The organism is Hoyosella sp. YIM 151337 (assembly GCF_026041215.1).
In the GTDB taxonomy this organism is placed as follows: Bacteria; Actinomycetota; Actinomycetes; order Mycobacteriales; family Mycobacteriaceae; genus Hoyosella.
The window spans coordinates 23,278-48,914 of sequence record NZ_JAPEIQ010000011.1; the positions used below are offsets into that span (position 1 = coordinate 23,278).

Here is a 25,637-nt window from a genome sequence, read left to right on the forward strand (position 1 = left end):
TTTGCGTATTCAGATTACCAGCTAATCTCAATGAGGAGATCATCTGTGGTACCGGATCACGAAGTCCTCATCGTCGGCGCGGGGTTCTCCGGAATCGGTGCAGCGATCAAGCTTGATCAGGCAGGGTTTTCCGATTTCGTCATTCTGGAAGACGGTGACGGGGTCGGGGGTGCGTGGCACTGGAACACTTATCCTGGTGTAGCCGTAGATATTCCCTCGTTCAGTTACCAGTTCTCGTTCGACACGCGTCCCGACTGGTCGCGGGTGTACGCCCCCGGCCGCGAATTGAAGTCGTATGCCGAGAGCTGTGTCGACAAGTACGGCCTGCGTGACCGGCTGCGGTTTAACAGCAGAGTTGAATCCGCGGTATTTGACGAAGCGTCTGACTGTTGGGTTGTCGGCACGACGAGCGGAAAACAGTTGACTGCCCGCTACCTTGTCACCGCGACAGGTGTCCTTACACAGCCAAAACCACCGGCAATCGACGGCATTGACAGCTTCGGTGGCACGCTCATGCACACCGCGCGGTGGGACCATACGGTGGATCTTCGTGGCAAGAAGGTGGCAGTGATCGGCACCGGCGCGTCCGCGGTACAGGTGATACCGTCCATCGCGCCTGAGGTCGGTCACTTAGTTGTCTTCCAGCGCACGCCTATCTGGTGTCTGCCTAAGCCCGATGGCCCGATACCGGCACCGGCACGGTTCGCTCTCGGCCACGTTCCAGGCGCGCGCCAGTTAGCTCGCCTGGCGAGTGAGTGTTTTGTTGAACTCACCTTTCCCATCGCAGCGCATTTCTACGGAAAGGTCCCTATTTCGCGTGCCGGGGAAAAAGTTGGCCTGCAATTCTTGCGTCGTCAGGTGCATGACCCAGTGGTGCGGGAGAAACTCACTCCCAAATACCCGCTTGGCTGCAAGCGGCCGAGCTTTTCAAACGACTACCTCTCCACGTTCAACCGCGCCAACGTGTTTCTGGAGACGAACGGAATCGACAGAATCACAGCGGATGGGATCCGCACGGTCGACGGAGCTGAGCACCAAGTCGATGTGCTGATACTTGCGACGGGCTTCAAGGTATTCGAGGCCGGAAACATGCCACCCTTCCGCATGGTCGGGCGGGGTGGGCGCGACCTTGAGTCATGGTGGGATGAGACCCGCTACCAGGCATACCAAGGTGTGAGTGTCCCGAAGTTCCCGAACGCCTTCACCGTCTTGGGTCCGTACGGCTACAACGGATCGTCCTACTTCAACTTGATCGAAGTCCAGGCGCAGCACATCGCTCGGTGCCTCACGCACGCACGCCGAAGCGGCGCGACACGAGTGGAAATCACTGAACAGGCAAACGCCCGCTATCTCGACAAGATGATGCAGCGCCGCGACAATCAAGTTTTCTTCCAGCCTGGCTGTGCGACGTCGAACAGCTATTACTTCGACAAGCACGGCGATGTGCCATTCCGTCCTGCGCTGACGCTGGAAACTATGTGGGAAAGCCGAACATTCGACCTTAACGACTACGCGTTCGCCGCTGCTAGGCCAAGACAGTGAGGGCGGTGACGTGCACCGCTGGCGCGTTGGAGGTCGTTGAGTTGCCAGCAGCCCGGCCCGAACGTGGGCAGGTCGTGCTCGACGTGCTCAACTGCGGTATTTGCGGTTCCGATTTACACGCCCGCTATCACGCTGACGAACTCGCCGGTGTGGCGGCTGCGACCGGGTACTCCGGTGCGATGCGTTCACATCAGAGCGTCGTGATGGGGCACGAATTCTGCGGCGAGGTGGCAGATTACGGTCCCGGTACACGCAAACGGTGGCGGCCCGGTACCCGTGTCGTCGCGATGCCGCTTCGTCGCGCCGCTGGCGCCTCGCATCTAACGGGCCTGTCCGAAGCAGCCCCTGGCGGTTACGCCGAGCAGGTGGTTGTCGAGGAGTCGCTGACATTCGAGGTGCCGAATGGGCTGAGTCCACAGGTTGCAGCGCTGACTGAACCGATGGCGGTCGCGTGGCACGCGGTGCGGCGCTCGGAGATCGGGAAGAAGGACACCGCGATAGTGATCGGCTGCGGGCCTATCGGGCTGGCAGTGATCGGGATGCTCGCTGCCCGCGGCGTGCGTCACATCATCGCGAGCGATTATTCCCCCGCTCGCCGCGCACTGGCAGCCACACTCGGTGCGCACGAGGTGGTGAATCCAAGTGACTCGTCTCCTTATTCAGACTTGGCCGAGCGTGGGCACCTTGTCGCAACTCCAGCATTACTGGATCTCGCGATAGACGGCATGCGCACGTTGCGGAGGCTCCCGGTCCCGTGGGAACCGTTGTGGCGGGTCGCCGAACGCGCGGGCGCGATCGACCCGAAGGCGCCAGTGATCTTCGAATGTGTCGGCGTGCCGGGTGTGATCGACAGCATTGTCGCCGCGGCGCCGATCCGTTCGCGCATCGTTGTTGTCGGGGTCTGTATGGATGTCGATCACTTCCGGCCCGCGCTCGCGATCAACAAAGAGATCGACTTGCGTTTCGCCCTGGGCTACCTGCCGATCGAGTTCCGGGACACCTTGCACATGCTCGCGGTGGGCAAAGTTGACGCCGCACCGCTCATCACCGGAACGGTGGGGCTCGACGGGGTCAGCGAAGCGTTCGACGCGCTCAGCGACCCAGAACGGCATGCCAAGATACTGGTCGATCCGACCTCCTGAGCCGTCAGCCCGCGCTGCTTTCCGTACTGGTACCAGCGCTGTCCGCGGGCATCGGTTTCCGCTTGCCGAAGTAGAGCAAACCGGCCGCAATGGAACCGATAAGGAGCGCGAGCATTCCCGCGAAGAACCACCCGGCGCCGAAGCTCATGATCAGCGGGATTGAGCCAGCCGTGATGAGACCACCACCGAAAAACGGCTCGAGCACGAGCTGCTTGTAGCCGAAAGCCGGGTACGCGGGCGTCTTCAAGTCGGGGTCGGCCACGCGCAGCAGGATGAGGCCAGTGGAGGTGACGCCGAGCGACTGGCCGATGTCGGCGATTCCCCGCTCGAACCAGTAGTCGGGCATGACCCGCCGCGCGAGAACGATAAAGGCGAACAGTGCCCATGCGAGACCGGTGATTGCGAGCAGCAGGAACGGACCGAAGTTCGCGGCGATCGCCTGAAGCGACAAGGTACCCAGCGCCGCAATGATCAGCACGTCGAGCGAAAAGCCCTGAATCCGCTCGACAAGCTGCTGGTCGACGATGTCGTGTTTGTCGAACGTCTGAATCGCGAGCTGTACGAGGATGCCCCCGATCATTGCGATCGGGAATAGCGGAACGTGCGCGAAGATTTCGAAGTTGTCGGCCCAAAGCTGTTGCTCGATCCAGCGCAGCCCTTCGAGGATCATCCATCCGATGAGAACTGCAAGCGCGATGAGACCAAAGTGAAGAGTAAGTGGTTCGATTGATGACGGCTGGACTGTGAGAGTGCCTGCACGGCGGCGGTTCTCCTTCTCCACCAGACCTGCCTGCTCGGCAACAGAGAGGCTGCCTTTCTCTTTGAGTTGTGTGGTTTTGTTGGTGCGAACGCCCCAGTTGATCAGAATGATGCCGACGATCACGCCCGACAGGATGCCGATGGTGGCGAGGCCGAGAGCGAGATCCTGGCCCTCCGGGAAGCCGAACTCCTGGAAGGTAGCCGCCATGCCCGCGGCCGTTCCATGGCCACCCTCAAACCCAATCTCGATCAGCGTTCCAGAAATAATGGGGAGCCCGAATACCGGACCGAGAACGAGAAACGCGAGGGCCAATCCCAAAACGTACTGCCCGCTGCCGAGGGCCATGCCGAAGCTGATCTGCGGGCCAGCTACATGGAAGGCCTCCCTAGGGGAGGGCAGCCGGTGGCCGAGGAACAGTGCCGCGAACACGACGGAGATCAGCAGCCCTGGCAGCGTTCGCCACACGTCGAGGATGCCTTCGGTGAACAAACCGGATTCCTCGAACCAGTCAACTCCTACGGCGCCCATGAGGCGGCCAAAGATATCCGGCCCGAACAGCAGTGCAAGCCCGCCCCCAAGGACGGAGCTGGGAATGAAGAGCTTCTGCGCGAGCCGCCACTTGACCCGAATAATCTTCGATACCAGCATCACCACGCCGATGAGCAGCAGGGCGAAACCGATCACGTTCGCGGACATGATGATCCTTTCCCCGCAAGTTGGCGTGTGGCCGCATTATGCGGTGTTCCCGTGAGTTCGGAAGAGCGTCATGTGGACTCGGTTTCACGCGTCCCTAAGACGATTACGGTACGTCAGAAGGTGGCGCCGGGCGATTCGAATGCCAAACAAATGCCGCCGCATCCCCTCCCTCGCGAAATTCATCTGCGCAGGTCACGGCAAACCGGTGAAATCGGGCGGTTTTCGTTGACATGCGGAAGCAGATTTGCGTTGGGAGGCAAAAATCAGATGCGCGCTCGTTGCCACTGCTGTACGTTCGCGGCGTGTATAAATGCGCAATCGCAGTGACCCGCATCCGCCGCACCTAGCGGCGGACCAGATTCACCAGAGTTGCTCCGCCGCTTCAGTACTCGAGTACTGGGCGGCTGTCCGGGCCGCCCGGGTTGTTTCACGACACTCCCGGGGATTTCCACATGCCTGCATATCGTGCCGGTCGACACGAACTCGGCCAAAACTTTCTCATTGACCGCCGCATCGCGCGCGCAATTGTCAACGCAATTGCGTGCACCGAGGGGCCGATCATCGAGATCGGCGCTGGCGATGGGGCGCTCACGCTGCCACTGGAGAAACTGGGGCGGCCCCTCACCGGAATCGAGATCGACATGCGCCACGCGACACGGCTGCGAAGGCGTGTGCGTGCGTCAACGCGCATCGTCAATGGTGACTTTCTGCGGTATAGCCTGCCACGAGAACCGCACGTGCTCGCCGGCAACTTGCCGTTCCATCAAACCACTGCGATGCTGCGCCGTATCTTGCACAGCCAGCACTGGACTGATGCTGTGCTGCTGGTGCAGTGGGAGGTTGCGCGGCGCCGGGCGGGCGTTGGCGGCGCCACAATGATGACCGCGCAAGCGTGGCCGTGGTTCGAGTTCGAACTACTGCAGCGTGTTCCTGCTGCGGCATTCACTCCCCAGCCCGCAGTGGATGGCGGACTGCTGACAGTGGCGCGGCGCTCGCGGCCGCTCGTAACAGAAAAGGATCGACGGCGCTACAGCGCCTTCGTGCACTCTGTCTTCACCGGGAAGGGCCGGGGGATCAAAAAAGTACTGAACCGAGTGGCGCCAGCGTCGTGCCGAACACAGATGCAGAAATGGATGAGCGCGCATGGGCTGTCACCGTATGCGCTGCCGCGTGACCTCACACCGGTGCAGTGGGCTGAGCTGTATGCGCTGCTCGCACAACAACCGCACCCGCGTCCTCAAGCCACGCGAGATCCTTATCGGTGACGCACGCCCCTGTGTGTGTAAGCGGCAGGACCTCCACCGGCATGTGTGCCGTGAGCATCATCAACTGTTCGGCTGCGTGTTCTTGCGCGCTGCCGGTCTCGTCCGGATCGAGTTTCACCGTCGCACTGCCGTCGGTGACGAGGAGTGCCCGAAGCCGCACGTTGCGCCGTGCGAGGAAGGGGGCGCTCACGACTCGCGCGAGCTGGAAAGCGGACGCGAGCGGTGTGCCGCCACCGCTTGGCAGCCGCGTGAGGACGCGATGCGCACGCAACAGGCCGCGTGTCGGTGGGAGCACGAGCTGCGCTTTGGCTCCGCGTGCACTGATGACTGCGACGTCGCTGCGGTCCAGATATGCGCGTTCGAGGGCGTCCGAGGCGAGCGCTGTGGCTTGCCGAATCCGCAGCATCCCCATTGAGTCGGACCGGTCGACGACGACAATCGTCAACGTGCGCGCGCGGCCGGCGCGGAGGACGCCCCGCAGGTCGGCTCGGGTGACCTGGAATGGTTCCCGGCCACGTGCCGCGTGACGGCGCGCAGCGGTCACCAGCGTGGGGTGAATCGCGACCTTGCCGTGTGCCCGCTCGATGGACACGACGCGGCCTGCGCGCCCTCGTTCGCTGTGAATGCGCGGACCGCGGCGCGCCGATCCGTCCACAGTCTGTCCACGTAAACGTGCTTGCTCTGGTGTGCTGATGTGGCGGGGCACTGCGACCAGGTCGCCAGGCTCGGCGGTTCCTTCTCTCTCGGCTTGATCTTCCGCCATGTCCCAGCTCCCATCGCTACCGCCACTTGCCGGCGTCCCGCGTTCAGCAGAACTATCGGTGCCGCCGGACACAAGCGGTTCGTTGGCAGCATCCTCATCGCCGCGTGTGTCATCGCGGGATGAGGAGTTCTGTTCGCCTTCCTCACCGGAAGATGCCGATCGCCCGACGGTGCCGTCACTATCCGCACTCGATGGACCGTGTAGCCGTGGCGCGATGACCGTGCGGTAAAGCGCATCGATTCCGGCCTGTATGCCGCGCGCTTGCGACACTGCGCGAACGAGACGCGCTGCAGCGACGTCGAGGCCGTGGTCGTGAAGACTGTTGGCTTCGAGTGCTTCGACCACAGAGAGTGCGATGTCAGCGGTAGGTGTGGCTCGCCGGGGCTTTTGCGTACTTTTCCTCCGTACACCGATGATGCAGGTCATGCGTCGTAAAAGGGCGGGCGGTACGGATTCGGTGTCGGGTGCGGCGGCGAGGATTCGTTCGGTGTACCCAGCGGCGTCGTCGCTGTTGACGAGATCTGCCGCGGGCAGGAGTTCAGCGGTATTTCCGTTGTGGCGCGATGCCGCGGCTAATTCGCGCCACAGGTGTTCACGGCCCCAGCTATCGCCCACGAGAAGGAGGCCATATTGACCACCGTGCAGCCAGATCTCACAGAGCGCCCAATCCGACGCGGTGAGTAGTTCCCGAGGTTCAGGTTCGAGTCGCATCAGGCTGCGTTGTGAAGCCCGAAGGTTCGCATCGCGATGTTGTGGACGCGGGCACCGGACGTGGTCGGGTTCTCGAACGGCTCACGGGTGACGCGGTGCCGCAGCGCCGGTACGGCGACGGTGAGGATGTCCCGCGTCGTCGCTTCGGTTCGCCCCCGCAGGGCGGCCGCCGCGCGCGCGGCACGCACAAGCACGATTTCGGCACGGTGCCCGATGACGCCACACTCGACACAGAGTTGAACGGCTGCCTCGCTGACCCGTTCGGGGATAGCGACGTTGCTGACCGTTTCGCGGGCGCGGGTGATTGTTGCCGCGAGTTCCTGCTGATGCGTCGCGAACTCGCGGCTCATGACGCCGGGGTCGGCGTCGAAAGCCAGTCGGCGCCGAACAATCTCAGTGCGCACTGTGACGTCGCGAATGGTGCTGACATGGGTAGAGAGACCGAAGCGGTCCTCGAGTTGCGGCCGCAGTTCGCCCTCTTCCGGGTTGCCTGAGCCGACGAGCACGAAGCGAGCGTCATGCTGATAGCTGAGACCGTCACGTTCGACACGGTTCACGCCGGAGGCGGCAACATCAAGCAGCAAGTCGACCAGGTAGTCATCGAGAAGATTGACCTCGTCGATGTAGAGGAAGCCGCCATGGGCGTCCTGTAAGAGCCCGGGGCGGAAGTGGACCTCACCGCGCGCGAGTGCGGCGTCGACGTCGAGCGAGCCGAGCAGTCTGTCTTCGGACGCGCCGAGGGGAAGATCAACGACGGGAGCGTCGATGCTGGCGGCATCGAGCAGTCCGGCGAGCGCACGGACGGTGGTGGACTTCGCGGTACCGCGATCGCCCATGGCAAGTACGCCACCAATTCCGGGATCAACAGCGTTCAGCAGCAGAGAGTGCTTGAGCCCTTCTTGCCCCAGGATTGCGGTGAACGGAAACTGCGTGCGCATAGGCGAACACATTAATGGAAACAGTTATCAGTTCCAACTCTACGATCAGATTCGCCGGAACCGCTCGTTGCGCCCAAGCTTCCGCAGGCGGTTCCATTCCTTCCACCCGGTGAAGTCCCGCTGTGAGACCAAGAAATACCAGCTGAACCGCACCCATTCCTGGAACAGCAGCTTCCGCATGCCAGGCTGCGCGAGCAGGTAACCCCGATTTCGGTACGTGTAGTACCGCTTGACTGAGTTGTCGGGGTACTGCGTGTGCATCTTGCCGCCGAGGATTGGCTTGAACTCGTCAGAACCATCGGGGTGCAGGTACGCGGTCTGCAAACACGTGCCAAACGGCAGGCCGGAGCGGACCAGCCGCCGGTGCACATCGACTTCGTCGCCGCGCACGAACAGTCGGAGGTCAGGCACGCCGACAGCCTCGATTGCCCGTGCGGAAAAGAGCGCTCCATTGAACAGGGAAGCGATGCCTGGGAGGAACTCCTCATCGCCGAGTTCGTGCCGCCACCGGCGCCACACGAGTCCGCGGCGCAGCGGAAAAGCCAACCGGTCTGGCTCACCGATATTGCAGACCACTGGCGAGACTTCTTCTAACTGATGCTTCTCGGCGCACTCGAGAAGTGTGTGCAGGACATCGGGACCCTCGGGGCGTCCATCGTCATCCGCGAGCCACACCCAATCGGCGCCAAGCGCGAGCGCGTGCAGCATACCCAGCGCGAATCCTCCCGCACCGCCCAGATTGTGCTGCGAACCGATGTATTTGGCAGGCACCGGCTGAGACTCAACCAGTTCGCGCACCGCTGCCTCGGCGGCGTTGTCCACGACGATCACATGGTCGACTGGGCGGCTCTGTCCGGCGACCACGGCAAGCGACTCGGCGAGGAGTTCCTTGCGCCGGTGTGTCACGACAACCGCGATGATTCTCATCCTTCAGCCGCCATATCTGCCTGCACTTTATCGACGATCTTGGCTGCCTCTGGGCCCTTGTAATGCGTCAGCACATCTTTGATGTTGCCCCGCTCGCGGATCGTGCCGTGATCGATCCACATCGCGGTGTCGCACAGTTGGGCGAGGAATTCGTCGGAGTGACTCGCGAACACCAAAATGCCGGACCGGGAGACCAGTTGTTCAAGCTTCTTTCGTGCCTTACGCATGAATTCGGCGTCAACCGCCCCGATGCCCTCGTCGAGCAGCAGGATCTCGGGCTCGATACTGGTGACCACACCCATCGCCACCCGCACGCGCATGCCCGTGGAGTAGGTGCGCAACGGCATGTTGAGATAATCACCGAGTTCGGTGAAATCCGCGATCTCGTCCATGCGCGCCATCATCTGCTTCCGCGTCATTCCGAGGAATAACCCGCGGATAATGATGTTCTCGTAGCCCGAAATTTCGGGATCCATCCCGACACCGAGGTCGAAAATTGGCGCTACCCGGCCTTGAATCCGGGCTTTGCCGCGCGTCGGCTCGTAAATGCCCGCGAGCAGGCGCAAGAGTGTTGATTTGCCGGCGCCGTTATGGCCGACGAGGCCGACACGATCGCCCTCCCGCAGCGACATCGTGATGTCACGCAGCGCTTCAACAATGACGACGTTGGAGGTGTTCCGGCCGATGGTCCCACCGGCTTTCCCCAGGAACGCCTTCTTCAGCGAACGGGTCTTCGCGTCGAAAATCGGAAAGTCGACGCACGCGCTCGCCGTATCGATACGTACTTCTGGCACTGTCCCTCCCTACACCCAGTAGGGCACGCGGGCCCGGTAGTTGCGTAAAGCGATAATCGTCAGTACCCACCCCGCGACCGTGCACGCCAGAACGATGCCCCAGTGGTAGAAAGCGACGGAATTACCCAGCATTGGCGCGCGGACGATCTCGAGATAGTGGTACAGCGGGTTGATTTCCACGATGCGGGCACGGTCGGCGGCCTCCCCGCCACGTGCGATCAGCCCTTCGGTCGTCCACACGATTGGCGTCATGAAGAACAGCAGCAGCGTGAGACTGTTCAGGATTGGCTGAATGTCCCGGTACCGAGTCGCAAAGATCCCGAAGAACAGCGTCACCCACACGACGTTCAGCATTATCAGCACGAGCGCCGGAATTGCGAGCAGGCTCGACCAGTCGAGTGACGGCCGGAATATGGCCAGCATGATCACGTAGATCAGGATGTTGTGAATAAACAACAGGAACAAACGCCAGGCCAGCCGGTACACATGCACGCTCAGTGCGGACGGCAAGAATTTGATGAGGCCTTCGTTCTTGATGAACACCTCGGCGCCGTCAAGGATCGCGCCCTGGATCATCGTCCAAATGATGAGCCCCACGGTGACGTGCGGCAGAAAAGTCCGCAGTTCCACTTCAAGAAGCACCGAGTACAGCAGCCCCATCGCGACTGCCTGCACGCCAGTGGCGATCGTGATCCAGAACGGTCCGATCACTGACCGCCGGTAGCGCTGCTTGATGTCCTGCCACCCCAGCTGCAACCACAATTCGCGCTGGGCCAAACCCGTGCGGAGGTCGCCGAACGCGCGCGCGAACGTCTTCGAATCCGAGGTGATCTCGTGCACCTCGACCTGCAGCGCGTGAGCGCCTGCGGGCTCCGGGTTTCCCTGGTCTGCCGGGTCGTCGGGTTCTGTCGGTGAGTCGGGCACGAACGGTAAGCCTAGTCGGCAGTCACAAGAATCCGCGCGGGGCCGCGCGGCGACACTCGGAAGCCTGCGCCGAGTTGCCTAAAAGTAAAGAGATCGCCAAAGTTGTTCCCATGCTGCAGCCCGATGAAGGCCGTGAAGTCGTCTACCTCATAGCGCCCAGTGGGCACCCTAATTATGGGGACGAGTTCATTGCCGCAGCGTGGCTGCGTTATCTGGCGCGCGTCCGGCCCAGTGCGCTTGTGGTCTTGGACTGCCACACTCCTGGTCAGGCCGCGGTGCTGCTGCGTGGCTGTCATCCACGGGTTCTCTTCGTGGACACTGCGTGGCGGCTCGCAGTCGAGGCGTCGACGCGTCCACCTGCTGAGGGGCGCGAACTGCTTGACCGTGTCGTCGGCGAGCCGGGGCGCGCGTGTTTGCTCGCGGACGGGATTGGCTTGCTCGCGCGGGCGTCGAGCATCCATCTGCTCGGCGGCGGCTACCTTAATACTGTTTGGCCGCACCACCTGGGTCTTTTGCGGCTGGTCCGTGCCGCTGCACGCGCCTCGGGCGCGCCGCTCTACGCGACCGGACAGGGACTCATGCCGGCCGGAGACGGCGCTGAACTGCGTGAAAGCGTTGCAGATTTCGCCGTGTTCGACGTGCGTGACGACGAGTCCGCTCGCCTGCTCAGTCTCCCTGTCGGGGGTGATGACGCGTGGCTCGCGGTGCCGCTGCCGTCGCAGCGGCGCGGAAGCGTGCCGATCTTTGACACCGCGAGCGAGGCCTCGCGCCGTGAGTTCGTCCTATGCCTGCAATCTGACCTGGTGACCGACGATGAGTCGGCGGACAGTTCGATCGCCCGCCGTGCAACAGAACTGCTTGACGCCTGGGGCGTGAAGGGTGACCAAGTCGCCGTCATCGAGGGAATCCCTGGGACGGATCGCGTGGTGTTTGACCAGATCGCGGACCGCGTGGAGGGCGCGGAATTCGTGCCGTTCACCGAACTGTGGCGCAACGGGTTGCCCGCCCGGCGAGGACAAACCTGGATCAGTACCCGCTTCCACCCGCACCTACTCGCGGCAGCGACCGGCGCGTCGGGTGTCGCGCTGAGCGGGCGGAAAGGTTACTACGACACGAAGCACCGCTCACTGACCGCAGCCGGCTCGCAGTGGCTGGTGCTCGGAGCCGACGCGTCCAGCCTCGCACCCGCCCAGCCCCGCGGCGGTGGTTTCGCAGCCAGCGACGTCGAACGAATGGTGATGCAGAAGCGGGATCTCGCTGCCGCGTTGTACCCCAAGCTGCCATTGCAGATCCGCGCGAAGCAAGCGGTTCCGCCGCGGGCGCGGCGTTCACTGCGTGCGGGGGTGCAGCGGGCCAAAGCCTTGCGGCGGAGCAGAGTCTAGGGCCCTTACAGGTATTGGCCGGTGCCCGACCCTGAGTGCCCACTCTCGTGTTCGCTGTCACGGTGTGTGTGCCCCAGACTGATGCCCGGGGGCAGTGCTCCCTGACGCATCTGTTCAAGCTGGGCGCGGGCGGCCATTTGCTGTGCGAAGAGGGCCGTCTGAATACCGTGGAAGACTCCTTCGAGCCAGCCCACAAGCTGAGCCTGTGCGATGCGCAGTTCGGAGTCACTTGGCACCGCATTCTCGCTGAAGGGGAGCGAGATGCGAGTTAGCTCATCGCGCAGCTCCGGGGCCAGGCCGTCCTGTAGCTCGCGAATTGACGATTCGTGGATTTCTCGCAGCCGGGTTCGGCTGGCATCGTCGAGCGGAGCGCTGCGGACCTCTTCAAGCAGCTGCTTGATCATCGTGCCAATGCGCATAACCTTCGCGGGCTGTTCGACGAGGTCGGTGAGCGCTGTCGGCCCTTCCGGCTTTCCGTTCGCCTCACTGTCTGGAGCTTCAGTGGTTTCTGTGCCGATCACTTCGATGCCGTCATTCTCAGTCAATGGGTTTCCTATCTCATTTCTTGGCGCCGATGTTAAGACATGGCGCTGAGCAGAAGCTTGCCGGTGACGGACCCGGACTCCAGCATCTTGTGCGCTGCGCCAGCATCACTGACGGGCAGCTCGTCATGCACCACAGGACGTACGAGACCACTGCTGATCATCGGCCACACGTGCGCGATGACTTCGCGAATCACCTCGTCCTTCGACCCGGGGCCGGTCAATGGACGCGCACGCAGGCTAGTCGCAGCTATTCGGGCGCGCTTCATGAGCACTTTGCCGAGATTGAGTTCGGCTTTGCGCCCGCCTTGCAAACCGATGATCACAAGATGGCCGTCGGCCGCAAGCGCGTCGATGTTTCGTTCCAGATACTTAGCCCCCATGATGTCGAGAATGATATCCGCTCCGTGACGGACTGAGTTCTGGGTGAAGGATGTGATTTCCTCGACAAAGTCCTGTTCGCGATAGTTGATCAGGCACTCAGCGCCCAATTCCGCGCACACCGCGAGCTTCTCTGCGGAGCCTGCGGTCACTGCGGTGCGCAGGTTCATGGCGCGTGCTACCTGAATTGCGTGCGTGCCGATACCGCTTGCGCCGCCGTGGAGAAGAACGGTCTGTCCGCGATGCATCCCCGCTGTCATCACGAGGTTCGACCACACCGTGCAAGCGACCTCCGGCAGGCTCGCCGCGGTTCGGAGGTCCACACCCTCAGGGACGGGAAGCAACTGTGTTTGCGGCACGGCAGCGTATTCGGCGTATCCGCCACCCGCGAGCAGTGCGCACACCTCGTCGCCTGGTTTCCAGTCGTGTACGCCCTCGCCCACCTCGGCGATGACGCCGGAGCATTCCAGGCCGAGAATGTCGCTGGAGCCGGGCGGCGGCGGATAGTGGCCCTGCCTCTGGAGGATGTCGGCCCGGTTCACTGCAGTCGCAGCGACGCGGATCAGCACCTCTCCGACATCGGGTTTAATATCGGGCACTTCGGACCATTGGAGGACTTCTGGCCCGCCTGGCTCGGAGATCGTGATTGCGCGCATATTAACGAGATTAGCGTTTGAGGCGACCGGGATTCTTGCCCGTTTTTGTGGCAGTATTTTCCTTTGGTAACCATCGAACGTCGCTAGGCTCTGTAGTCAGCAACCCGGGAGCAAAGGGGAGACCGCACATCATGATTCCCGTGCAGACCGCAAGCGTGCGGTGGTTAAACGACGAGGAACAGCAGGCGTGGCGAGCTTTCATCGACGGCAGTCAGCGGCTTCTCGCCGTTCTCAATAGTGATCTTTCCGACGCTACCGGCCTGACGATCGCTGACTATCGGATTCTGGTGCTGTTATCAGAGGCGCCACGCAAGGCGCTGCGGATGAGCGAACTCGCGGCGGGCATTCTCGCGTCCCGTAGCAAGCTGACGCACCAGGTCAGACGGATGGAAGCGCAGGGGCTGGTAGTACGCGAGTCGTGTGAAGAAGACGGCCGCGGCGTGATTGCGAAGATCACCCCGCGCGGCCTGGACGAGCTCCGAGCTGCCGCGCCCGGACATGTGGAGAGTGTGCGCGCGCATTTCGTCGACCTGCTTGATTCGTCTCAGTTGAAGCTAATCGCCGAGGTATTCGAAAAGATCGACGCGCACATTCAGGAAACCACCGAGTGACCTAAGCCGGTTCGAGGGCCCAGTCGCTCGTCATTTGTGTGATCAGGTCGGGAAGCCGGACGATGAGGCGGTTCGACTCAGCCTGTGGGCGGAACGATACGCCGAGATAGCGTGGTGCTTCGCTGGGCCGATCCTGAACCAGTGAGCGGAACGCGGGTACTAAGTCAAGCGCGATGTAGTCCCAGCGAGGTTCGCGGTCAGCCCAGTTGAACGCGGGCAGGGGAGTGCGCAGGGCCCAGCGCTGCCCCTCAACGGTCGCGTGCGCGGTGAGCGGCCGGAACGTGCCGAGTGGTGTGGCGCCCGGTACGTCCGGGTTGCCGCCGACCGTCGTCGCGTAGGTGAGTACTCGGCCGATGGTGCCGCGTCCGCCAGCGGTGTCGTCCCACTGGTCGGCGATGATCTGGTTTTGTTCTCGCGACGCCATCCGCACCAGCGCTTCGGCGAGCCCCTCTCGGGTTCCGCTAGCGAGCTGGAGCCACCCCTCGATGATGTAGTCGTCGTACGCGCCAGACTGCGCGAGCTCCAGGACCCCGGCCATCCCGCGCGCAGCGTACGCCTCGTGCATCGGCACCATATCCATGAAGATGTTGCGCTGTTTGATAAGCAGCCGGTGCAGATACCAGTCGATGTCGGCCTGCGTGATGGACGGCCCGTCCGTAGCGAGAAGAACGACGTCGCGCGGCAGCTCTTCGGCGACTTCCCACGGCAGCTCCGCGATCGCGGAACCAACTGCGCTACCCAGCTCATGTATCCCCGGGACGGTGAGGAGTTGTCCGATGTCGTTCAGGTCCCAGAACCCTGCCGCAAAGGAGATGCCTGCGAGACCGGCCATTCCCGACCAGTAGAACTCGGGGTTCTCGTTGTAGAGGCGCAAGTAGTTTTCGTAGACCTTGTCGACTGTTGCGAGGTTCGCATCGAGACCGGCGGCTGGCTCCCAGGACGCGAGGTCGATGCCTGCGTTGTCTGCCGCGACAGCTAACCAGTACTGGCGCAGCAACGTTCCGTATCGCTGGGGTGTGACGCCGGCTGCGCGGGCGCTGTCCAGGGCTGAAGCGAGGGCACGCTGGTCGAGTGGGAGGTGTGAGGCGAATCCGCCGCTGCGTTCACCGTCGTTGTTGTCAGCCACCGCATCGAGATACTGCGCGTATGGTGCCGCTGCGGCGTGCGGGGCCGCGGCGAGCGCCGGGATTGAACACAACAGCACACTGGCGATTGTGGCTCCGATACGTGTGCTGATGCGCATTTGCGAATAAGCGCGGCGTGAACGATGCCCGGCACACGTCATCGTGCAACCCCCTGAAGTTGTGTGGTGACCGGCGTCACCATTTGGTTTGGTGACAGTCTTCACCAGAGCTGGCGCGAAAGCAAGACCCGGAATCACGTGCGGATTCGCCGATTGGGGAGGGTTTTCGTTAGGATTCCCCGTGGAAGCGTGGCAGAGCGGCCGAATGCACTCGCCTTGAAAGCGAGCGTCGTTAACAGCGACCGGGGGTTCAAATCCCTCCGCTTCCGCTGTGGAAAGCCGAACCCCTGGCGGGTTCGGCTTTCCTGTATTTGGAAGGATCGAGGCGCTGAGTGCGCCCCGATCGTTCACAATCGGTAGGTCCGGCTGGTCGGCCGGGGTTCTTAAGTGCCCTGTCCTTGGGAATCTGCCCTAGCCACGGCCGGGGCAAATTCCCAACGACGGGGCAGATTCGACCGGTGGACGGAACGCCTACGACTCCTGCAGCGAAACCCGATCCTCACCGGGCACCTTCACCGGTGAATGCGTGCTGACGTAGTCCGTGAACGCCTTGCTCGTCGTGGTTATCGCGGCGCGATCTGTGCCCGAGCCGAGGGCGGTGAATCCGAATCCGCCGATCGCGATGCGGTCCGTCACAGTGATCCGGTACGTCTCGTCGTCCACAACTGGAGAGTCTCCGATACGGATGTCCGTCACTCGTGCGCCCGGACCTGCGCCCGGGTTTATCGTGTAGGTCAGCTCTTGTGAGGGCTGCAGCATGATGTCGTCACCGTCGCGGAACTGCTGTTCGAGCGCCTCTTTCAGCTCCGCTCCGGTGAGCGAAAGCGTCACGAGCATTGCGGGTCGGGGTGCGCTAAAAGCGTCTCGGTACGTCACCGCTGAATCGAGGTCTCGCGGGGATGCTGAGGGCGGCAGCAACGCGGCTTGGGAGTCGCTGCTCGTAGCGGCGAACTGCGCCGCGTCGGCAAGGATCCGCCCGGCCGGTGATTCGCCCGCGGGCGTCGTACGGCTGAGTGCTGCACCGCTGATCTCACCGATCTGCCGATCACCAACCTCGATGCTCAGTTCTTCCGCCCGCGCGATGATGTCCTGAGTTGTGTGATCCGGCTCGACATTGCGGGTAACGACCTGGTTGAAGGCGCTGGTGCGTTCGCGGAGCACTTCTCCGGTGTGGCGGTTGATCACGATGTCGGCCACTGAAACGGTCCTGCCGTTCGAAGCTGCGCGAATGAACGGCCGCTCTACGCCGCCAGGGTCCCGGACGGTGCAGTTGAAGGCGTCGGGCCCGCCCGCGGAGAAGATGACGTCCACATGGGGGCTCGCCTCGGTCGCGAGCGTGTACGCTGGGCCGTCCTCGATGCCGCACCCGTTAGGGCCGTCCGCGCTGCGTGCGGCAGCGTCACCGTACAGCAGCAGCGTAATTGCCTTCACTCCGAAGAACTCGAGGACCTCCGCGGTTTTTTCGATGGCCTCAAGTTCATCCTCTATCTGGACGGCATCGCCGGTGGCTCCGGCTTCGGAGGCGGTGGCCGCAGCGTCTCGCATCAGGACGCCAATCGCACCGACGGGCACATCATCCACGTAGTTGATGGAGAAGGGGAGGGTAATGGGCTCACCCGCCTCGTCAACCAGATTCGCGCCGAGCAGCGGGAAGTTCGCGCCGGTGAATTCGTCACCGAACTGACAGCCATGCTCGGGATGGCACCCGCCTTGCGCCTTGCGGAGTAGCTCACCGAGCCCTTCGGAGAGTTCAGGGGCACCCACGGCCGATGCCGCGATGTCCCACGAGTTCAGTACCTCGATCGTCGGCTCACCGGAAAACATGCGGTACGGGCCGTTACCGTCGTAGGCGACGTTTCCGCCTCCCGAATACAGCAAAGAACGAGGCGCCTGGCGCCGCAGTTGGTCGAGAAATGCTGCCAAGTATCCAGCGCCGCCAGCGTCCACGCGGGAACCATCAGATTGAATGAGCGATCCGGCGTCTCCCTCAGGCGGGCGCAGGCTGTCGCCGAGATCTCCGAACGATAACAAGCGCACTTCGACATCGTCCACTTGATTGTTGCGCGGATGCAGAGCCGGTGCCGCCGCGGCAACTGGAAGTGAAGTCAGCAGCAGCGCAGCTGAGCCCGCTAACGCGGTTGCAAGGCGAAGGGACCGCGAGGAGGGTGCTGCAGAGCCACCGTGGCGGGGCATCAGCTACCTCCTTCCTCGTTGTCACATGCTTCATCGCATGTCGCTGGGCGGGCACAGCGTATCGACCACCACCTCTAGTGTCAGGCCAGTTGGTGCCTCGAACGTGGCGCATTGCGGTCACAGTTCTGTCACGGGTGTGGCAGTAACGAACTTTTGTGACGCATCACACCGCGTTGAGGATACCTGCCGCCGAATCGCTCAATGCGAACCGGAGGAAAACATCGTTTTCGGCTGGGGTCCCGATTGTGACTCGCGCCCCCTCCCCGGCAAATGGCCGGATCAGCACACCTGCTTCGGCGCAGCGGGCTGCGAAGGCCTCTGTTGACGCCCCGAGGTCCAGCCAGACGAAATTCGCCTGCGTCTCGGGAATGCGATAACCGGCCGCGGTGAGCGCGTCGCGAACCCGCTCACGTTCCTTCACCACGGCATCGGTCCGATGAAGCAGTTCTTTCGCTGCTTCCAGGGACGCGATTGCTGCCGCCTGCGCAATGCTGTTCGCACTGAACGGGACGTACACCTTGCCCAGTGTTGTAATGACCTCTGGGTGACCGACCGCGTAACCGACGCGAAGCCCGGCAAGTCCGTACGCCTTGGAAAAAGTGCGCAGCACCACGACATTGGACCGGCTTCGCTGAAGCTCGACACCATCCGGCAGATCACCTTCCGCGAACCCGTCCGGGCGCAGATACTCAAAGTACGCCTCGTCGAGAACGACAAGGATGTGGGACGGTACCGCGTCGAGGAAACGTTCGAGCGCTGCGCTGCCGACCGCCGTACCCGTTGGGTTGTTGGGATTGCAGACGAAGATCAGTCGAGTGTTGGGGGTGATTGCCGCGACCATCGCATCAAGGTCGTGGACGGCATCGCGGTCGAGCGCAATCTTCACCGGCGTGGCGCCCGCAACCAGGCTGACGAGTGGATACGCCTCGAAGGAACGCCACGCGAACAGCACCTCGTCCCCCGGGCCGCACGTTGCCTGCACGAGCTGCTGGCACAAGCTCACCGAGCCGCAACCCACCGAAACGTGCTCTGGACCCACCTTCAGTTCATCGGCGAGCGCTGACTTCAGCGCGAGCGCGCCGTTATCCGGGTAGCGGTTCACCTCAGCCGCCGCCCGTGTGATCGCATCAACAACGCTTGGCAGGGGCCCCGGAGAGGTTTCGTTACTGGCCAGCTTGATCGCTCCGGGCCATGATTTGCCTGGAACGTAAACCGGGATGCTCGCAAGGTCGGGCCTGGTACGTGCGGTAGGTGCGGGATCACTCACGCCTGAAAGCCTAGCGGGTGCGCGCCTCGATGAGCAGGCACTCGCAAAGCGGACAAACCGGTGGGAGAGTAGATGTATGTCGGGGATCAGTATGGTACGAATCCGGCAGGAAACAGCGGCCCTGCCGGGCAACACGAAGAACCGAGTGCCGCTCACCGTGGCTGAGCCGGAGGGCCGGCCGCGCGGAGGCATCGTCTTACTGCATGAGAGTCGATCTTTCAGTCCCAGCCTCCGCCAGTTCATGGAGGAGTTCGCGGAAGAAGGATGGACTGTTGCGGCACCTGCCCTCGCGGACGAACAGTCCGCTTCAGATTCCGGAAATGCGTTGCTTCAGGAGTTCGACGCGGCCCGGGGCTGGTTGCTTGGTGAGGAGATATATCCAGATCGCATCGGTGTGATCGGCTTCGATAGCGCCGGAACTGTCGCCGCGCTGGCTGGAGTAGAGCGGCCGCTCGGGGCAGTTGTGAGCGTCGCCGCTCACGGGATCACGGGGCCCGTGCGTGAGGGCGTTTCACCGCTCACTGAGGCCGTGCGCCGACTGTGCGTGCCGTGGCTCGGAATCTTCGGTGACGAGGACCCCCGCACGCCGCCGGAGGAAGTGCAGCTTCTCCGTGACGCAGCTGCGCATGCCAGTGCCGCGACTCTCATCGTCACGTACCCGGGGCTTGGTCATCGGCCTGACGAAGGCCTTCCAGCCGAGCCAGCCGGGGACGTCGATGATGTGCCGGACACTGCTGATGCCTCACCGAGTGTCGCTGCTGTAGCGGCGAAACAGCACATATTTGAATGGTTCGATAGCAACCTGCGCTGAAGGCATTGCTTTGACACAATCGGCGAGGCCTGCCCGCCCACGTGGCGTTTTGCATAGACGGGGCAGCGTGTGTAGTCTTTTCGATGGCCCACGCAAGGGGCCCAGGGAGGCGTGCCAGAGCGGCCGAATGGGGCTCACTGCTAATGAGTTGTCCCCCTAAAAGGGGACCGGAGGTTCAAATCCTCTCGCCTCCGCCACCGGTCAAAGCCGGTATAACTGAATAAGCTCGCGCTCGTAGCTCAACGGATAGAGCATCTGACTACGGATCAGAAGGTTAGGGGTTCGAATCCTCTCGGGCGCACGTCTGGTTGAGACAGCAACTGAACCCCCTCTAGCAGGGGGTTCAGTTGTTTCCGCGTCTTTCGGCTGATGGGCCCGAATTATGGGTGGGGTGGATGTCCCACCCATAAATTCCAATGCGCCGCGGTAGCGATGCAGACATACTCATCCCATGACTTTCGGCCACTACGCGAGCTTGATGGCAGTGTGGGCTGTGGGGGTTGCGTCACCCGGGCCTGACGCCGTACTTGTTCTGCGTCAATCCGCGCATGGCTCGCGCCGCGCGGGTGTGGCCGCTGCCCTGGGGATCGCATCTGGCATCGCCGTATGGGTGACACTCGCGATGATTGGACTCGAGGCCGCACTCGCGAGCAATCCAGCTCTGGTGGGCGGATTACAGGTTGCCGGGGGTCTGCTGCTCGGGTACCTCGGCGTTGCAGCGCTGAGATCCCCGGGCGGTCTCGAAACAAGCCCGTCGGCTGCGCCAGCGTTGGGCCGCCCATTCATGCTCGGGCTCGCCACCAACATCACCAACCCGAAAGCCCTGGTGTTTTTCGCAGCGGTATTCGCGACCTTGATCCCACACACCGCCACTGTTGGCGACTGGGCTACGGTTGCGGTCCTGCTGGTGCTGGCGGAGGCCGCGTGGTTCAGCGCGCTTGCCATCTTCGCGTCCTCTCGCGCGACACAGAAGTGGTTCCGCACGCGCTGGTTCGCTGTGGTGACGGGTCTGGCGTTCCTGGGACTGGGCGGCGCGGTGCTTTTTGCGGGGGTGCGCGCCTTTGGGTGACATTCAGAGCGCTAGCCGTACAGTTTGACGAACGTCCGTAGAATCGATGGGGGATGCGCGACATCGAACTCCTGCACCCTCTCCTTCAGCGCGTCCGCCGTTTCGGGCGCGAAGTAGCCGTGATGCTTGTACACGTCAATTCGGGTGAGCATCCCAGCGACATCGAGTTCTGGGTGAAACTGCGTCGCGTACACGTTGTTGCCCACCCGGAAAGCTTGCACCGGGCTCATCGCGGAGGACGCAAGCAGGACTGCATGTTCGGGGAGGGCGCTGATGGCCTCTTTATGGCCCACAAAGGCGTCGAATCGCTCGGGAAGCCCCGCCATTAGTGGATCCCTGCGGCCTTCGGCGGTGAGTTCGATGCTGGTGCCTCCGACGGGCTCACTATACTTACGGTCTAGCGCGGCCCCGATGTACGTGCCGAGCGTTCCAATCCCGTAACAGCAGCCGAGAAACGGGAAGTCACGCGTGACGATCTCGTCAAGGAGCGCTTGCATGGCGCTCTCAGTGCGCCGTTGCGGCTCGGACTTCGTCTCATGCGGGTCGGTGACGTTATACGGTCCGCCGCCGAGGATGATGCCGCGCCAGTCGTCGAGCCTTATCGAGCCAAGTGGTTCGTGAGTGAGCCGGATGCGGTGAAGTTGCGCCGGTTCAAGTCCCGCGAATGTGCGCACTGCATCGTATTCCTCGTCGGCCGCCGCGTCATCCGCCCTGATTGACAGCAGCAGGAACCGGGAATGCGTGCGTGGCAGGCGGGGCCGAGAGGTCGTCACACTGGGATGGTATCGGTCGCAGCGACAGCTAGGCTGGTGTCTAGATGAGGATTGTGACGCTATCTCCATGCCCAGTGACAGATTGGAGCAACGAGCGCCGGAAGGCCCAGTTGCGCGCGACGCGGCTGGGGCACAATTGGCGCCGGTTCCGGCGTACACGCCTATTTATCGTCCTGATGTGTTTGGCGATGATTCCACCGCTGATTATGAGCACCCAATACTGGGTGCACGACGTCCACCCGGAGCGGCAACGGCTCGCCGCGACGCAACCGCACCTGCACCACATTTTCGACGCGGCAGAGCCCGCCAACCAGGACACCGCGGTGGTCAACGTTGTGGGTTTGGGCAACCTCGATGCCAGCGATACCGCGCGGGCGCTGCCAATGTTCACCGAGCTCGGGCAAGTGTGGGCTGTGCAGTATGACAACGCTGGTATCGACACGGCTGTAATCAGCCGGATGGTGGCCGAGCATGCGACTGAGATGGGCGTGGAACGGCTGGTTTTCGTCGGTCACAGCATGGGCGGAATTGTCGCGCTCGAGGCCGCTCACCACATCGTCGACGACACCGATCTCGACCTTCTCGCGGTTGTGCTCGATTGCACTCCCATCGATCTGCACGCGGTACGACCGGAAAAGCGTGATGCCGGCGAAAACATGCTCCGCTGGATGGGGTGGCTGCCGGGAGCGCGGGAAAGCCGGGTCTTGCGATTTACCGTGGAGATGGCAGCTCGGCAGGAACGCTTTCTGACGACTCGCCCGCGCGCACTGCCGGACATAAACCAGGCCGCACTGAGCGACGCGGTCAGTGAAGTGCTGCGCGACAAGTTCTACAACGACTCTGCCGCGAGCAACAGCCTGATCGAAGCGCAGTTCCTCGCGATCGTGGCGTCGGGTGCCGCGGACCACGTCGTGGCCCTCAGCCGCGAGAATGATGAGCGGCCGCGTCCAGCGCTCATCTTCATGCGGCCGCACCGCGGGATCCTTGATGAAGTCGTGGACGTCGACCATACGCAGCGCGCACTATTCGACCGGGCAGGCGGGCCCGGGGGAACGCTGTTCGTCACCCGCATGTACGGAACCGGCCACGCGAATCCGATCCAGCAGCCGCATGTCTACAACGAAACAGTGAAAAACAGTGTTGTGCCGTTTGTGAACCGATTCAGTCAGCGAGACGTCGCGCTGGCCGAGCGCAGTCGGTGACACGCCGCCGGAAGGGTCGGCACTGTGCCCCGCCAGAACAGCAGCGAAACGCGCACACGGTGGGACTTCGCTCGGTTTCTTGCGCGCACGGCAGTTGGCTCCATACCGTAGGGGCGTGACAGACGCGCTAACGTCGGCAGCAAACTGGCCTGCAGTTCTCACTTGGGGGGCGCATTCGGCACCCCGAATGGAGTCCGTGCGCATCCAGATTGGCGGCAAAAAGATCAAGGCGTCAGGACGGATCATCGGCGCGGATTGCGATGACCACCCAGCGTTCAGTGCGTCGTACGATCTCATCACCGACGAATTTGGGGCGACCCGACGGCTTTCGCTGCGCGCGCTGGTTGCTGCGGGGGAGCGCGTGCTGTCGGTGAGCCGCGACACCGAAGGTTATTGGACCATCCATGAAGGCAACACATCGACGCGGTCGCGCTTCAGCGGGGCGCTGGACGTTGACGTCATCCTGAGCCCATTCTTTAACGCGCTGCCGATTCGCCGCCTCGATCTGCACACTGAAGCCAACGACATCCAGGTTCCTGTCGTGTACGTTTCGCTGCCGGACTTGAAGGTGCGGGAAGAAACCCTCACCTACAGCTCACATCCAGAGGGAATCCACGTTTTCTCACCGGTTGCGAGCGCCACCGTCACCGTCGATAGTGACGGGTTCCTGATTGACTATCCTGGCCTCGGTCAGCGCATTTAGCGCGCCACCACCGCGCCCAGAGCCAGCGCGAGCGCGTCGGCCTCGCCGGGGTTATCGCGCGGGGCAGCCGCTATTTGTATTCCTGACGGCAAGCCGTCCTTATGGGTGATGGGCGCGGACAGCGCAGCCACGCCAAGCATGCTGAACGGAATGCACATGCGCAGCAACTCGGCACGTACGGTTACGGTCCCGCTGCTCGTTTCAGCTTCTTCCATGCCGATCGGCGTGGCACGCAGCGGCGTCGTCGCGGTGAACAGCGCGTCGATACCGGCATCACGAAGCGCCGTGAAACACTCAAGCCGAATCGCATCGCGCCTGCGCAGGGCATGAATGTACGCGGTTGCTGAGCGGTCGCGCTGTGCGAGCAGCCGTTCGCGTGTGACGGGCTGAAAACGATCGGGCAGCGAGCTAAGGGCCGCCGTGTGCGTGGCGTACGCTTCGCTGCCAACTATCGCCCCGTAGTGCTCAACAAGCTCCTCCATATGGGGGAGTTCTACGTCGACGACAACGGCTCCCGCCGCGCGCAGCGCGCGTTCAGCGTCATCCAGAGAACGTTCGATCGACGTGTCATGCACCTGCCATGCTGCCCCGTGCAGACGACCGACGGTGAGTTCCGCCAGCGGCGTCGCCTCCGCCACGCTGCCGGTCAGTGCCTCCCATGCGTATGCCACGTCGGCAGGTGCCGCCGCCAAAAGGCCGACGTGGTCGAGCGTCGGGGACAGCGGAAACACACCGTCGGTCGAAAGCACACCGGAGGTGGGTTTGAAACCGGTGATGCCGCACAGTGCTGCGGGTGTCCGCACGCTGCATCCAGTGTCTGTGCCCAGCGCGAGCGGCACGGTGCCGAGCGCGACCAGACCAGCGGAACCTGACGAGGAGCCGCCGGTAATGCGCTCAGCGTCAAGCGGGTTGGCTGCAGGGCCGTCTACGCACACAGCGCCGGTAGGTCCATACGCAAACTCGTGGAGGTGTGTTTTCGCGACGACAATCGCGCCCGCCGCACGCAATCGTGTCACGATCGCAGCGTCGCGGTGTGCGGGTGGCGCGTCGGCTCGGACACCGCTTCCACAGCGGGTCGGCATGCCTGCAACGTCGATCAGGTCTTTCACTGCAACGGCTACACCGTGCAGCGGGCCGAGCGGGCCATGATCTTCGAAGTACTGATCTAGGACCTTCGCTTGCTCGCGGGCTTGCGCCGCCAAACGGGTCTGGTGACTCCGCACGGCGACCAAATTTTCCCACGGTGTCCCCGTGAGCTCGTCAATTCGCGTCAGTGTCTGTTCGACGTGTTTACGTGCGGTGAGTTGCCCGGAAGCGAGCAACTCCGCAACGTCGCACAGCGTCATGAGCGCTCCTCTGGGAGGGTGAGCAGCGCCTCACCGCGCCGTCCCGCGGCACGCAACTCTTCGAGCCATCCCGGCGCGCCAGGCGAAACAGCGGTGATCGCGGATTTCTCACCGCGTCGCAGGTACCTTTGGTGCGCATCGAAGCCAGCCGCAGTAAGTTCGGCTGTCGAATCCCCAGCCAGTGCTTTACGTGCCGCGGTCAAGGTCTGTAGCGCTTCATCGAGCACGCGGCGCAGTGCGTCCGCGTTGGCCTCGCACATCGCGTCAACCAGTGCGGGTGCCGTTCCAGCAACGCGCGTCCCATCGCGGAAAGAACCCGCCGCCAGCGCGAGAGTCAGGTCGCCGCCGCGAGCGCCCGCCAGCGCGAGCGTCTCCGCGAACAGGTGCGGGAGATGCGAAATCCGGGCGGCTGCCTCATCATGCTCACCGGACTCCGCAGGAACAACGACTGACCCGCAATCAAGCGCGAGGCGAACCACGTGTTTCCACACGACAGGGTCGCGCCCGCTATCCACACTCACCACCCACCGCGCGTTCCGGAACAACTCCGCGTCGCCCGCCGCCCAGCCTGATTCCGCGGTGCCAGCCATCGGGTGCCCACCGACGTACCGTGCGTCGAGGCCATGCTTCCGTGCGAGCGCCGCAACCGGTTCCTTGACGCTGACGACATCCGTCAGAGGGCACTGGGGCGCGTGCTCCGCCACCGCCTTCAGCACGCTATTGACAGCGGGCATTGGCACCGCGATGACGATCAGCGCACCATCCGCGCGAGCCCGCGCAAGAACCCCGCCAAGGTCGGCGCTGGCCTCGAATCCGTCAGCTGAAGCGGCGGCTGCCGCATCACCAGACCGGTTGTACCCGTAAGCTGTTCGGCCCGCGGCACTCGCTGCGCGAAGGAGAGATCCCCCGATGAGGCCGAGACCGAGTACACATACTGGAACAGACACGTTCCTAGCCTTGCACACGTTGAGGGAACGTGTCTCCCAGCGAACGCTG

At 63.0% G+C, this 25,637-nt stretch carries 23 protein-coding genes and 3 tRNA genes; 12 read left to right on the forward strand and 14 right to left on the reverse strand.

Annotation, left to right across the window (positions count from 1 at the left end):
• The first annotated feature begins 45 nt into the window (after positions 1–45).
• The gene (locus tag ONR57_RS04815) at positions 46–1,542 is read left to right on the forward strand and encodes an NAD(P)/FAD-dependent oxidoreductase (protein ID WP_265121872.1); all 1,497 of its coding nucleotides are present in this window, start codon (positions 46–48) and stop codon (positions 1,540–1,542) included.
• On the forward strand, positions 1,539–2,684 hold the full coding sequence (locus tag ONR57_RS04820) for a zinc-binding dehydrogenase (RefSeq protein ID WP_265121873.1): 1,146 nt from the start codon (positions 1,539–1,541) through the stop codon (positions 2,682–2,684). The genes ONR57_RS04815 and ONR57_RS04820 overlap by 4 nt, the downstream gene beginning before the upstream one ends.
• A 4-nt stretch (positions 2,685–2,688) precedes the next feature.
• On the opposite strand, the gene ONR57_RS04825 is transcribed toward ONR57_RS04820, so the two are convergent.
• Entirely contained in the window at positions 2,689–4,140 is a 1,452-nt protein-coding gene (locus tag ONR57_RS04825; RefSeq protein ID WP_265121874.1) for a sodium/glutamate symporter, read from the reverse strand.
• A gap of 452 nt (positions 4,141–4,592) precedes the next feature.
• Here ONR57_RS04825 and erm point away from each other — a divergent pair, with 452 nt between their 5' ends.
• Complete coding sequence (gene erm / locus ONR57_RS04830) at positions 4,593–5,405, forward strand: 23S ribosomal RNA methyltransferase Erm (protein WP_265121875.1); 813 nt, start codon at positions 4,593–4,595, stop codon at positions 5,403–5,405.
• Here erm and ONR57_RS04835 read toward each other — a convergent pair.
• The 5 genes from ONR57_RS04835 to ONR57_RS04855 are packed head-to-tail and all read right to left on the reverse strand — an operon-like array spanning position 5,317 to position 10,369.
• Positions 5,317–6,879, reverse strand: coding sequence for a VWA domain-containing protein (locus tag ONR57_RS04835; RefSeq protein ID WP_265121876.1), 1,563 nt, complete (start codon positions 6,877–6,879; stop codon positions 5,317–5,319). The two genes, erm and ONR57_RS04835, sit on opposite strands and share 89 nt — an antisense overlap.
• The gene (locus tag ONR57_RS04840; RefSeq protein ID WP_265121877.1) at positions 6,879–7,817 is read right to left on the reverse strand and encodes an ATP-binding protein; all 939 of its coding nucleotides are present in this window, start codon (positions 7,815–7,817) and stop codon (positions 6,879–6,881) included. Before ONR57_RS04840 ends, ONR57_RS04835 begins: the two co-directional genes overlap by 1 nt.
• A 45-nt stretch (positions 7,818–7,862) precedes the next feature.
• A complete protein-coding gene (locus tag ONR57_RS04845; protein WP_265121878.1) occupies positions 7,863–8,744 on the reverse strand; it encodes a glycosyltransferase in 882 nt (293 codons plus the stop codon).
• A complete protein-coding gene (locus ONR57_RS04850; RefSeq protein ID WP_265121879.1) occupies positions 8,741–9,538 on the reverse strand; it encodes an ABC transporter ATP-binding protein in 798 nt (265 codons plus the stop codon). The genes ONR57_RS04845 and ONR57_RS04850 overlap by 4 nt, the downstream gene beginning before the upstream one ends.
• Positions 9,539–9,547: 9 nt before the next feature.
• On the reverse strand, positions 9,548–10,369 hold the full coding sequence (locus tag ONR57_RS04855) for an ABC transporter permease (protein ID WP_374116403.1): 822 nt from the start codon (positions 10,367–10,369) through the stop codon (positions 9,548–9,550).
• Between the two features lie 203 nt (positions 10,370–10,572).
• Here ONR57_RS04855 and ONR57_RS04860 point away from each other — a divergent pair, with 203 nt between their 5' ends.
• Entirely contained in the window at positions 10,573–11,844 is a 1,272-nt protein-coding gene (locus ONR57_RS04860) for a polysaccharide pyruvyl transferase family protein (RefSeq protein WP_265121880.1), read from the forward strand.
• A gap of 5 nt (positions 11,845–11,849) precedes the next feature.
• Here the strand turns inward: ONR57_RS04860 and ONR57_RS04865 are convergent, their stop codons facing one another.
• Complete coding sequence (locus ONR57_RS04865) at positions 11,850–12,389, reverse strand: bacterial proteasome activator family protein (RefSeq protein ID WP_279347484.1); 540 nt, start codon at positions 12,387–12,389, stop codon at positions 11,850–11,852.
• 32 nt (positions 12,390–12,421) lie between these two features.
• Positions 12,422–13,423, reverse strand: coding sequence for an NAD(P)H-quinone oxidoreductase (locus ONR57_RS04870; protein ID WP_265121881.1), 1,002 nt, complete (start codon positions 13,421–13,423; stop codon positions 12,422–12,424).
• 131 nt (positions 13,424–13,554) lie between these two features.
• On the opposite strand from ONR57_RS04870, the gene ONR57_RS04875 reads away from it, so the two are divergent.
• Complete coding sequence (locus ONR57_RS04875; protein ID WP_265121882.1) at positions 13,555–14,034, forward strand: MarR family winged helix-turn-helix transcriptional regulator; 480 nt, start codon at positions 13,555–13,557, stop codon at positions 14,032–14,034.
• A gap of 1 nt (position 14,035) precedes the next feature.
• On the opposite strand, the gene ONR57_RS04880 is transcribed toward ONR57_RS04875, so the two are convergent.
• Positions 14,036–15,238 (reverse strand): hypothetical protein, encoded by a 1,203-nt coding sequence (locus ONR57_RS04880; protein ID WP_265121883.1) that lies wholly within the window; start codon positions 15,236–15,238, stop codon positions 14,036–14,038.
• 222 nt (positions 15,239–15,460) lie between these two features.
• Between ONR57_RS04880 and ONR57_RS04885 the strand changes: the two genes are divergently transcribed.
• Positions 15,461–15,546 (forward strand) — tRNA-Ser (locus ONR57_RS04885).
• A 202-nt stretch (positions 15,547–15,748) separates the two neighbouring features.
• Here the strand turns inward: ONR57_RS04885 and ONR57_RS04890 are convergent.
• Both ONR57_RS04890 and hisC read right to left on the reverse strand, forming a co-directional pair.
• Complete coding sequence (locus ONR57_RS04890) at positions 15,749–17,470, reverse strand: bifunctional UDP-sugar hydrolase/5'-nucleotidase (protein WP_265121884.1); 1,722 nt, start codon at positions 17,468–17,470, stop codon at positions 15,749–15,751.
• A 163-nt stretch (positions 17,471–17,633) separates the two neighbouring features.
• The gene (gene hisC, locus ONR57_RS04895) at positions 17,634–18,737 is read right to left on the reverse strand and encodes a histidinol-phosphate transaminase (protein WP_265121885.1); all 1,104 of its coding nucleotides are present in this window, start codon (positions 18,735–18,737) and stop codon (positions 17,634–17,636) included.
• A 76-nt stretch (positions 18,738–18,813) separates the two neighbouring features.
• Here hisC and ONR57_RS04900 point away from each other — a divergent pair, with 76 nt between their 5' ends.
• The 4 genes from ONR57_RS04900 to ONR57_RS04915 all read left to right on the forward strand — a co-directional run bounded on the left by ONR57_RS04900 (position 18,814) and on the right by ONR57_RS04915 (position 20,617).
• Complete coding sequence (locus ONR57_RS04900) at positions 18,814–19,548, forward strand: dienelactone hydrolase family protein (RefSeq protein ID WP_265121886.1); 735 nt, start codon at positions 18,814–18,816, stop codon at positions 19,546–19,548.
• Positions 19,549–19,653: 105 nt separating this feature from the next.
• Positions 19,654–19,745: transfer RNA gene (locus ONR57_RS04905), tRNA-Ser, on the forward strand.
• 31 nt (positions 19,746–19,776) lie between these two features.
• Positions 19,777–19,849, forward strand: a tRNA-Arg gene (locus ONR57_RS04910).
• 150 nt (positions 19,850–19,999) lie between these two features.
• Positions 20,000–20,617 carry a LysE family translocator gene (locus tag ONR57_RS04915; protein ID WP_265121887.1) on the forward strand — a complete coding sequence of 206 codons (618 nt, stop codon included), beginning with the start codon at positions 20,000–20,002 and terminating at the stop codon, positions 20,615–20,617.
• An 11-nt stretch (positions 20,618–20,628) separates the two neighbouring features.
• Here the strand turns inward: ONR57_RS04915 and ONR57_RS04920 are convergent, their stop codons facing one another.
• Positions 20,629–21,390, reverse strand: a complete 762-nt coding sequence (locus ONR57_RS04920) for a glutamine amidotransferase (protein ID WP_265121888.1) — start codon at positions 21,388–21,390, stop codon at positions 20,629–20,631.
• A 44-nt stretch (positions 21,391–21,434) separates the two neighbouring features.
• Between ONR57_RS04920 and ONR57_RS04925 the strand changes: the two genes are divergently transcribed.
• Both ONR57_RS04925 and ONR57_RS04930 read left to right on the forward strand, forming a co-directional pair.
• Positions 21,435–22,592: an alpha/beta fold hydrolase gene (locus tag ONR57_RS04925; protein WP_265121889.1), complete on the forward strand. Its 1,158-nt coding sequence runs from the start codon at positions 21,435–21,437 to the stop codon at positions 22,590–22,592.
• 115 nt (positions 22,593–22,707) lie between these two features.
• A complete protein-coding gene (locus ONR57_RS04930; RefSeq protein WP_265121890.1) occupies positions 22,708–23,295 on the forward strand; it encodes a putative glycolipid-binding domain-containing protein in 588 nt (195 codons plus the stop codon).
• On the opposite strand, the gene ONR57_RS04935 is transcribed toward ONR57_RS04930, so the two are convergent.
• Together ONR57_RS04935 and ONR57_RS04940 are read right to left on the reverse strand one after the other, a co-directional pair.
• A complete protein-coding gene (locus ONR57_RS04935; RefSeq protein WP_265121891.1) occupies positions 23,292–24,641 on the reverse strand; it encodes an amidase in 1,350 nt (449 codons plus the stop codon). The genes ONR57_RS04930 and ONR57_RS04935 overlap by 4 nt on opposite strands.
• Complete coding sequence (locus tag ONR57_RS04940) at positions 24,638–25,588, reverse strand: prephenate dehydrogenase (RefSeq protein WP_265121892.1); 951 nt, start codon at positions 25,586–25,588, stop codon at positions 24,638–24,640. Before ONR57_RS04940 ends, ONR57_RS04935 begins: the two co-directional genes overlap by 4 nt.
• Positions 25,589–25,637: the final 49 nt, after the last annotated feature.

What these genes read in the sequence shown, in the direction of transcription:
- ONR57_RS04890 (WP_265121884.1), bottom strand. Translation starts at nt 17,470, where the DNA reads ATGCCCCGCCACGGTGGCTCTGCAGCACCCTCCTCGCGGTCCCTTCGC.
- ONR57_RS04900 (WP_265121886.1), top strand. Translation starts at nt 18,814, where the DNA reads ATGTCGGGGATCAGTATGGTACGAATCCGGCAGGAAACAGCGGCCCTG.
- ONR57_RS04925 (WP_265121889.1), top strand. Translation starts at nt 21,435, where the DNA reads ATGAGGATTGTGACGCTATCTCCATGCCCAGTGACAGATTGGAGCAAC.
- ONR57_RS04935 (WP_265121891.1), bottom strand. Translation starts at nt 24,641, where the DNA reads ATGACGCTGTGCGACGTTGCGGAGTTGCTCGCTTCCGGGCAACTCACC.
- ONR57_RS04860 (WP_265121880.1), top strand. Translation starts at nt 10,573, where the DNA reads ATGCTGCAGCCCGATGAAGGCCGTGAAGTCGTCTACCTCATAGCGCCC.
- ONR57_RS04840 (WP_265121877.1), bottom strand. Translation starts at nt 7,817, where the DNA reads ATGCGCACGCAGTTTCCGTTCACCGCAATCCTGGGGCAAGAAGGGCTC.
- erm (WP_265121875.1), top strand. Translation starts at nt 4,593, where the DNA reads ATGCCTGCATATCGTGCCGGTCGACACGAACTCGGCCAAAACTTTCTC.
- ONR57_RS04835 (WP_265121876.1), bottom strand. Translation starts at nt 6,879, where the DNA reads ATGCGACTCGAACCTGAACCTCGGGAACTACTCACCGCGTCGGATTGG.
- ONR57_RS04915 (WP_265121887.1), top strand. Translation starts at nt 20,000, where the DNA reads ATGACTTTCGGCCACTACGCGAGCTTGATGGCAGTGTGGGCTGTGGGG.
- ONR57_RS04875 (WP_265121882.1), top strand. Translation starts at nt 13,555, where the DNA reads ATGATTCCCGTGCAGACCGCAAGCGTGCGGTGGTTAAACGACGAGGAA.
- ONR57_RS04845 (WP_265121878.1), bottom strand. Translation starts at nt 8,744, where the DNA reads ATGAGAATCATCGCGGTTGTCGTGACACACCGGCGCAAGGAACTCCTC.
- ONR57_RS04870 (WP_265121881.1), bottom strand. Translation starts at nt 13,423, where the DNA reads ATGCGCGCAATCACGATCTCCGAGCCAGGCGGGCCAGAAGTCCTCCAA.
- ONR57_RS04825 (WP_265121874.1), bottom strand. Translation starts at nt 4,140, where the DNA reads ATGTCCGCGAACGTGATCGGTTTCGCCCTGCTGCTCATCGGCGTGGTG.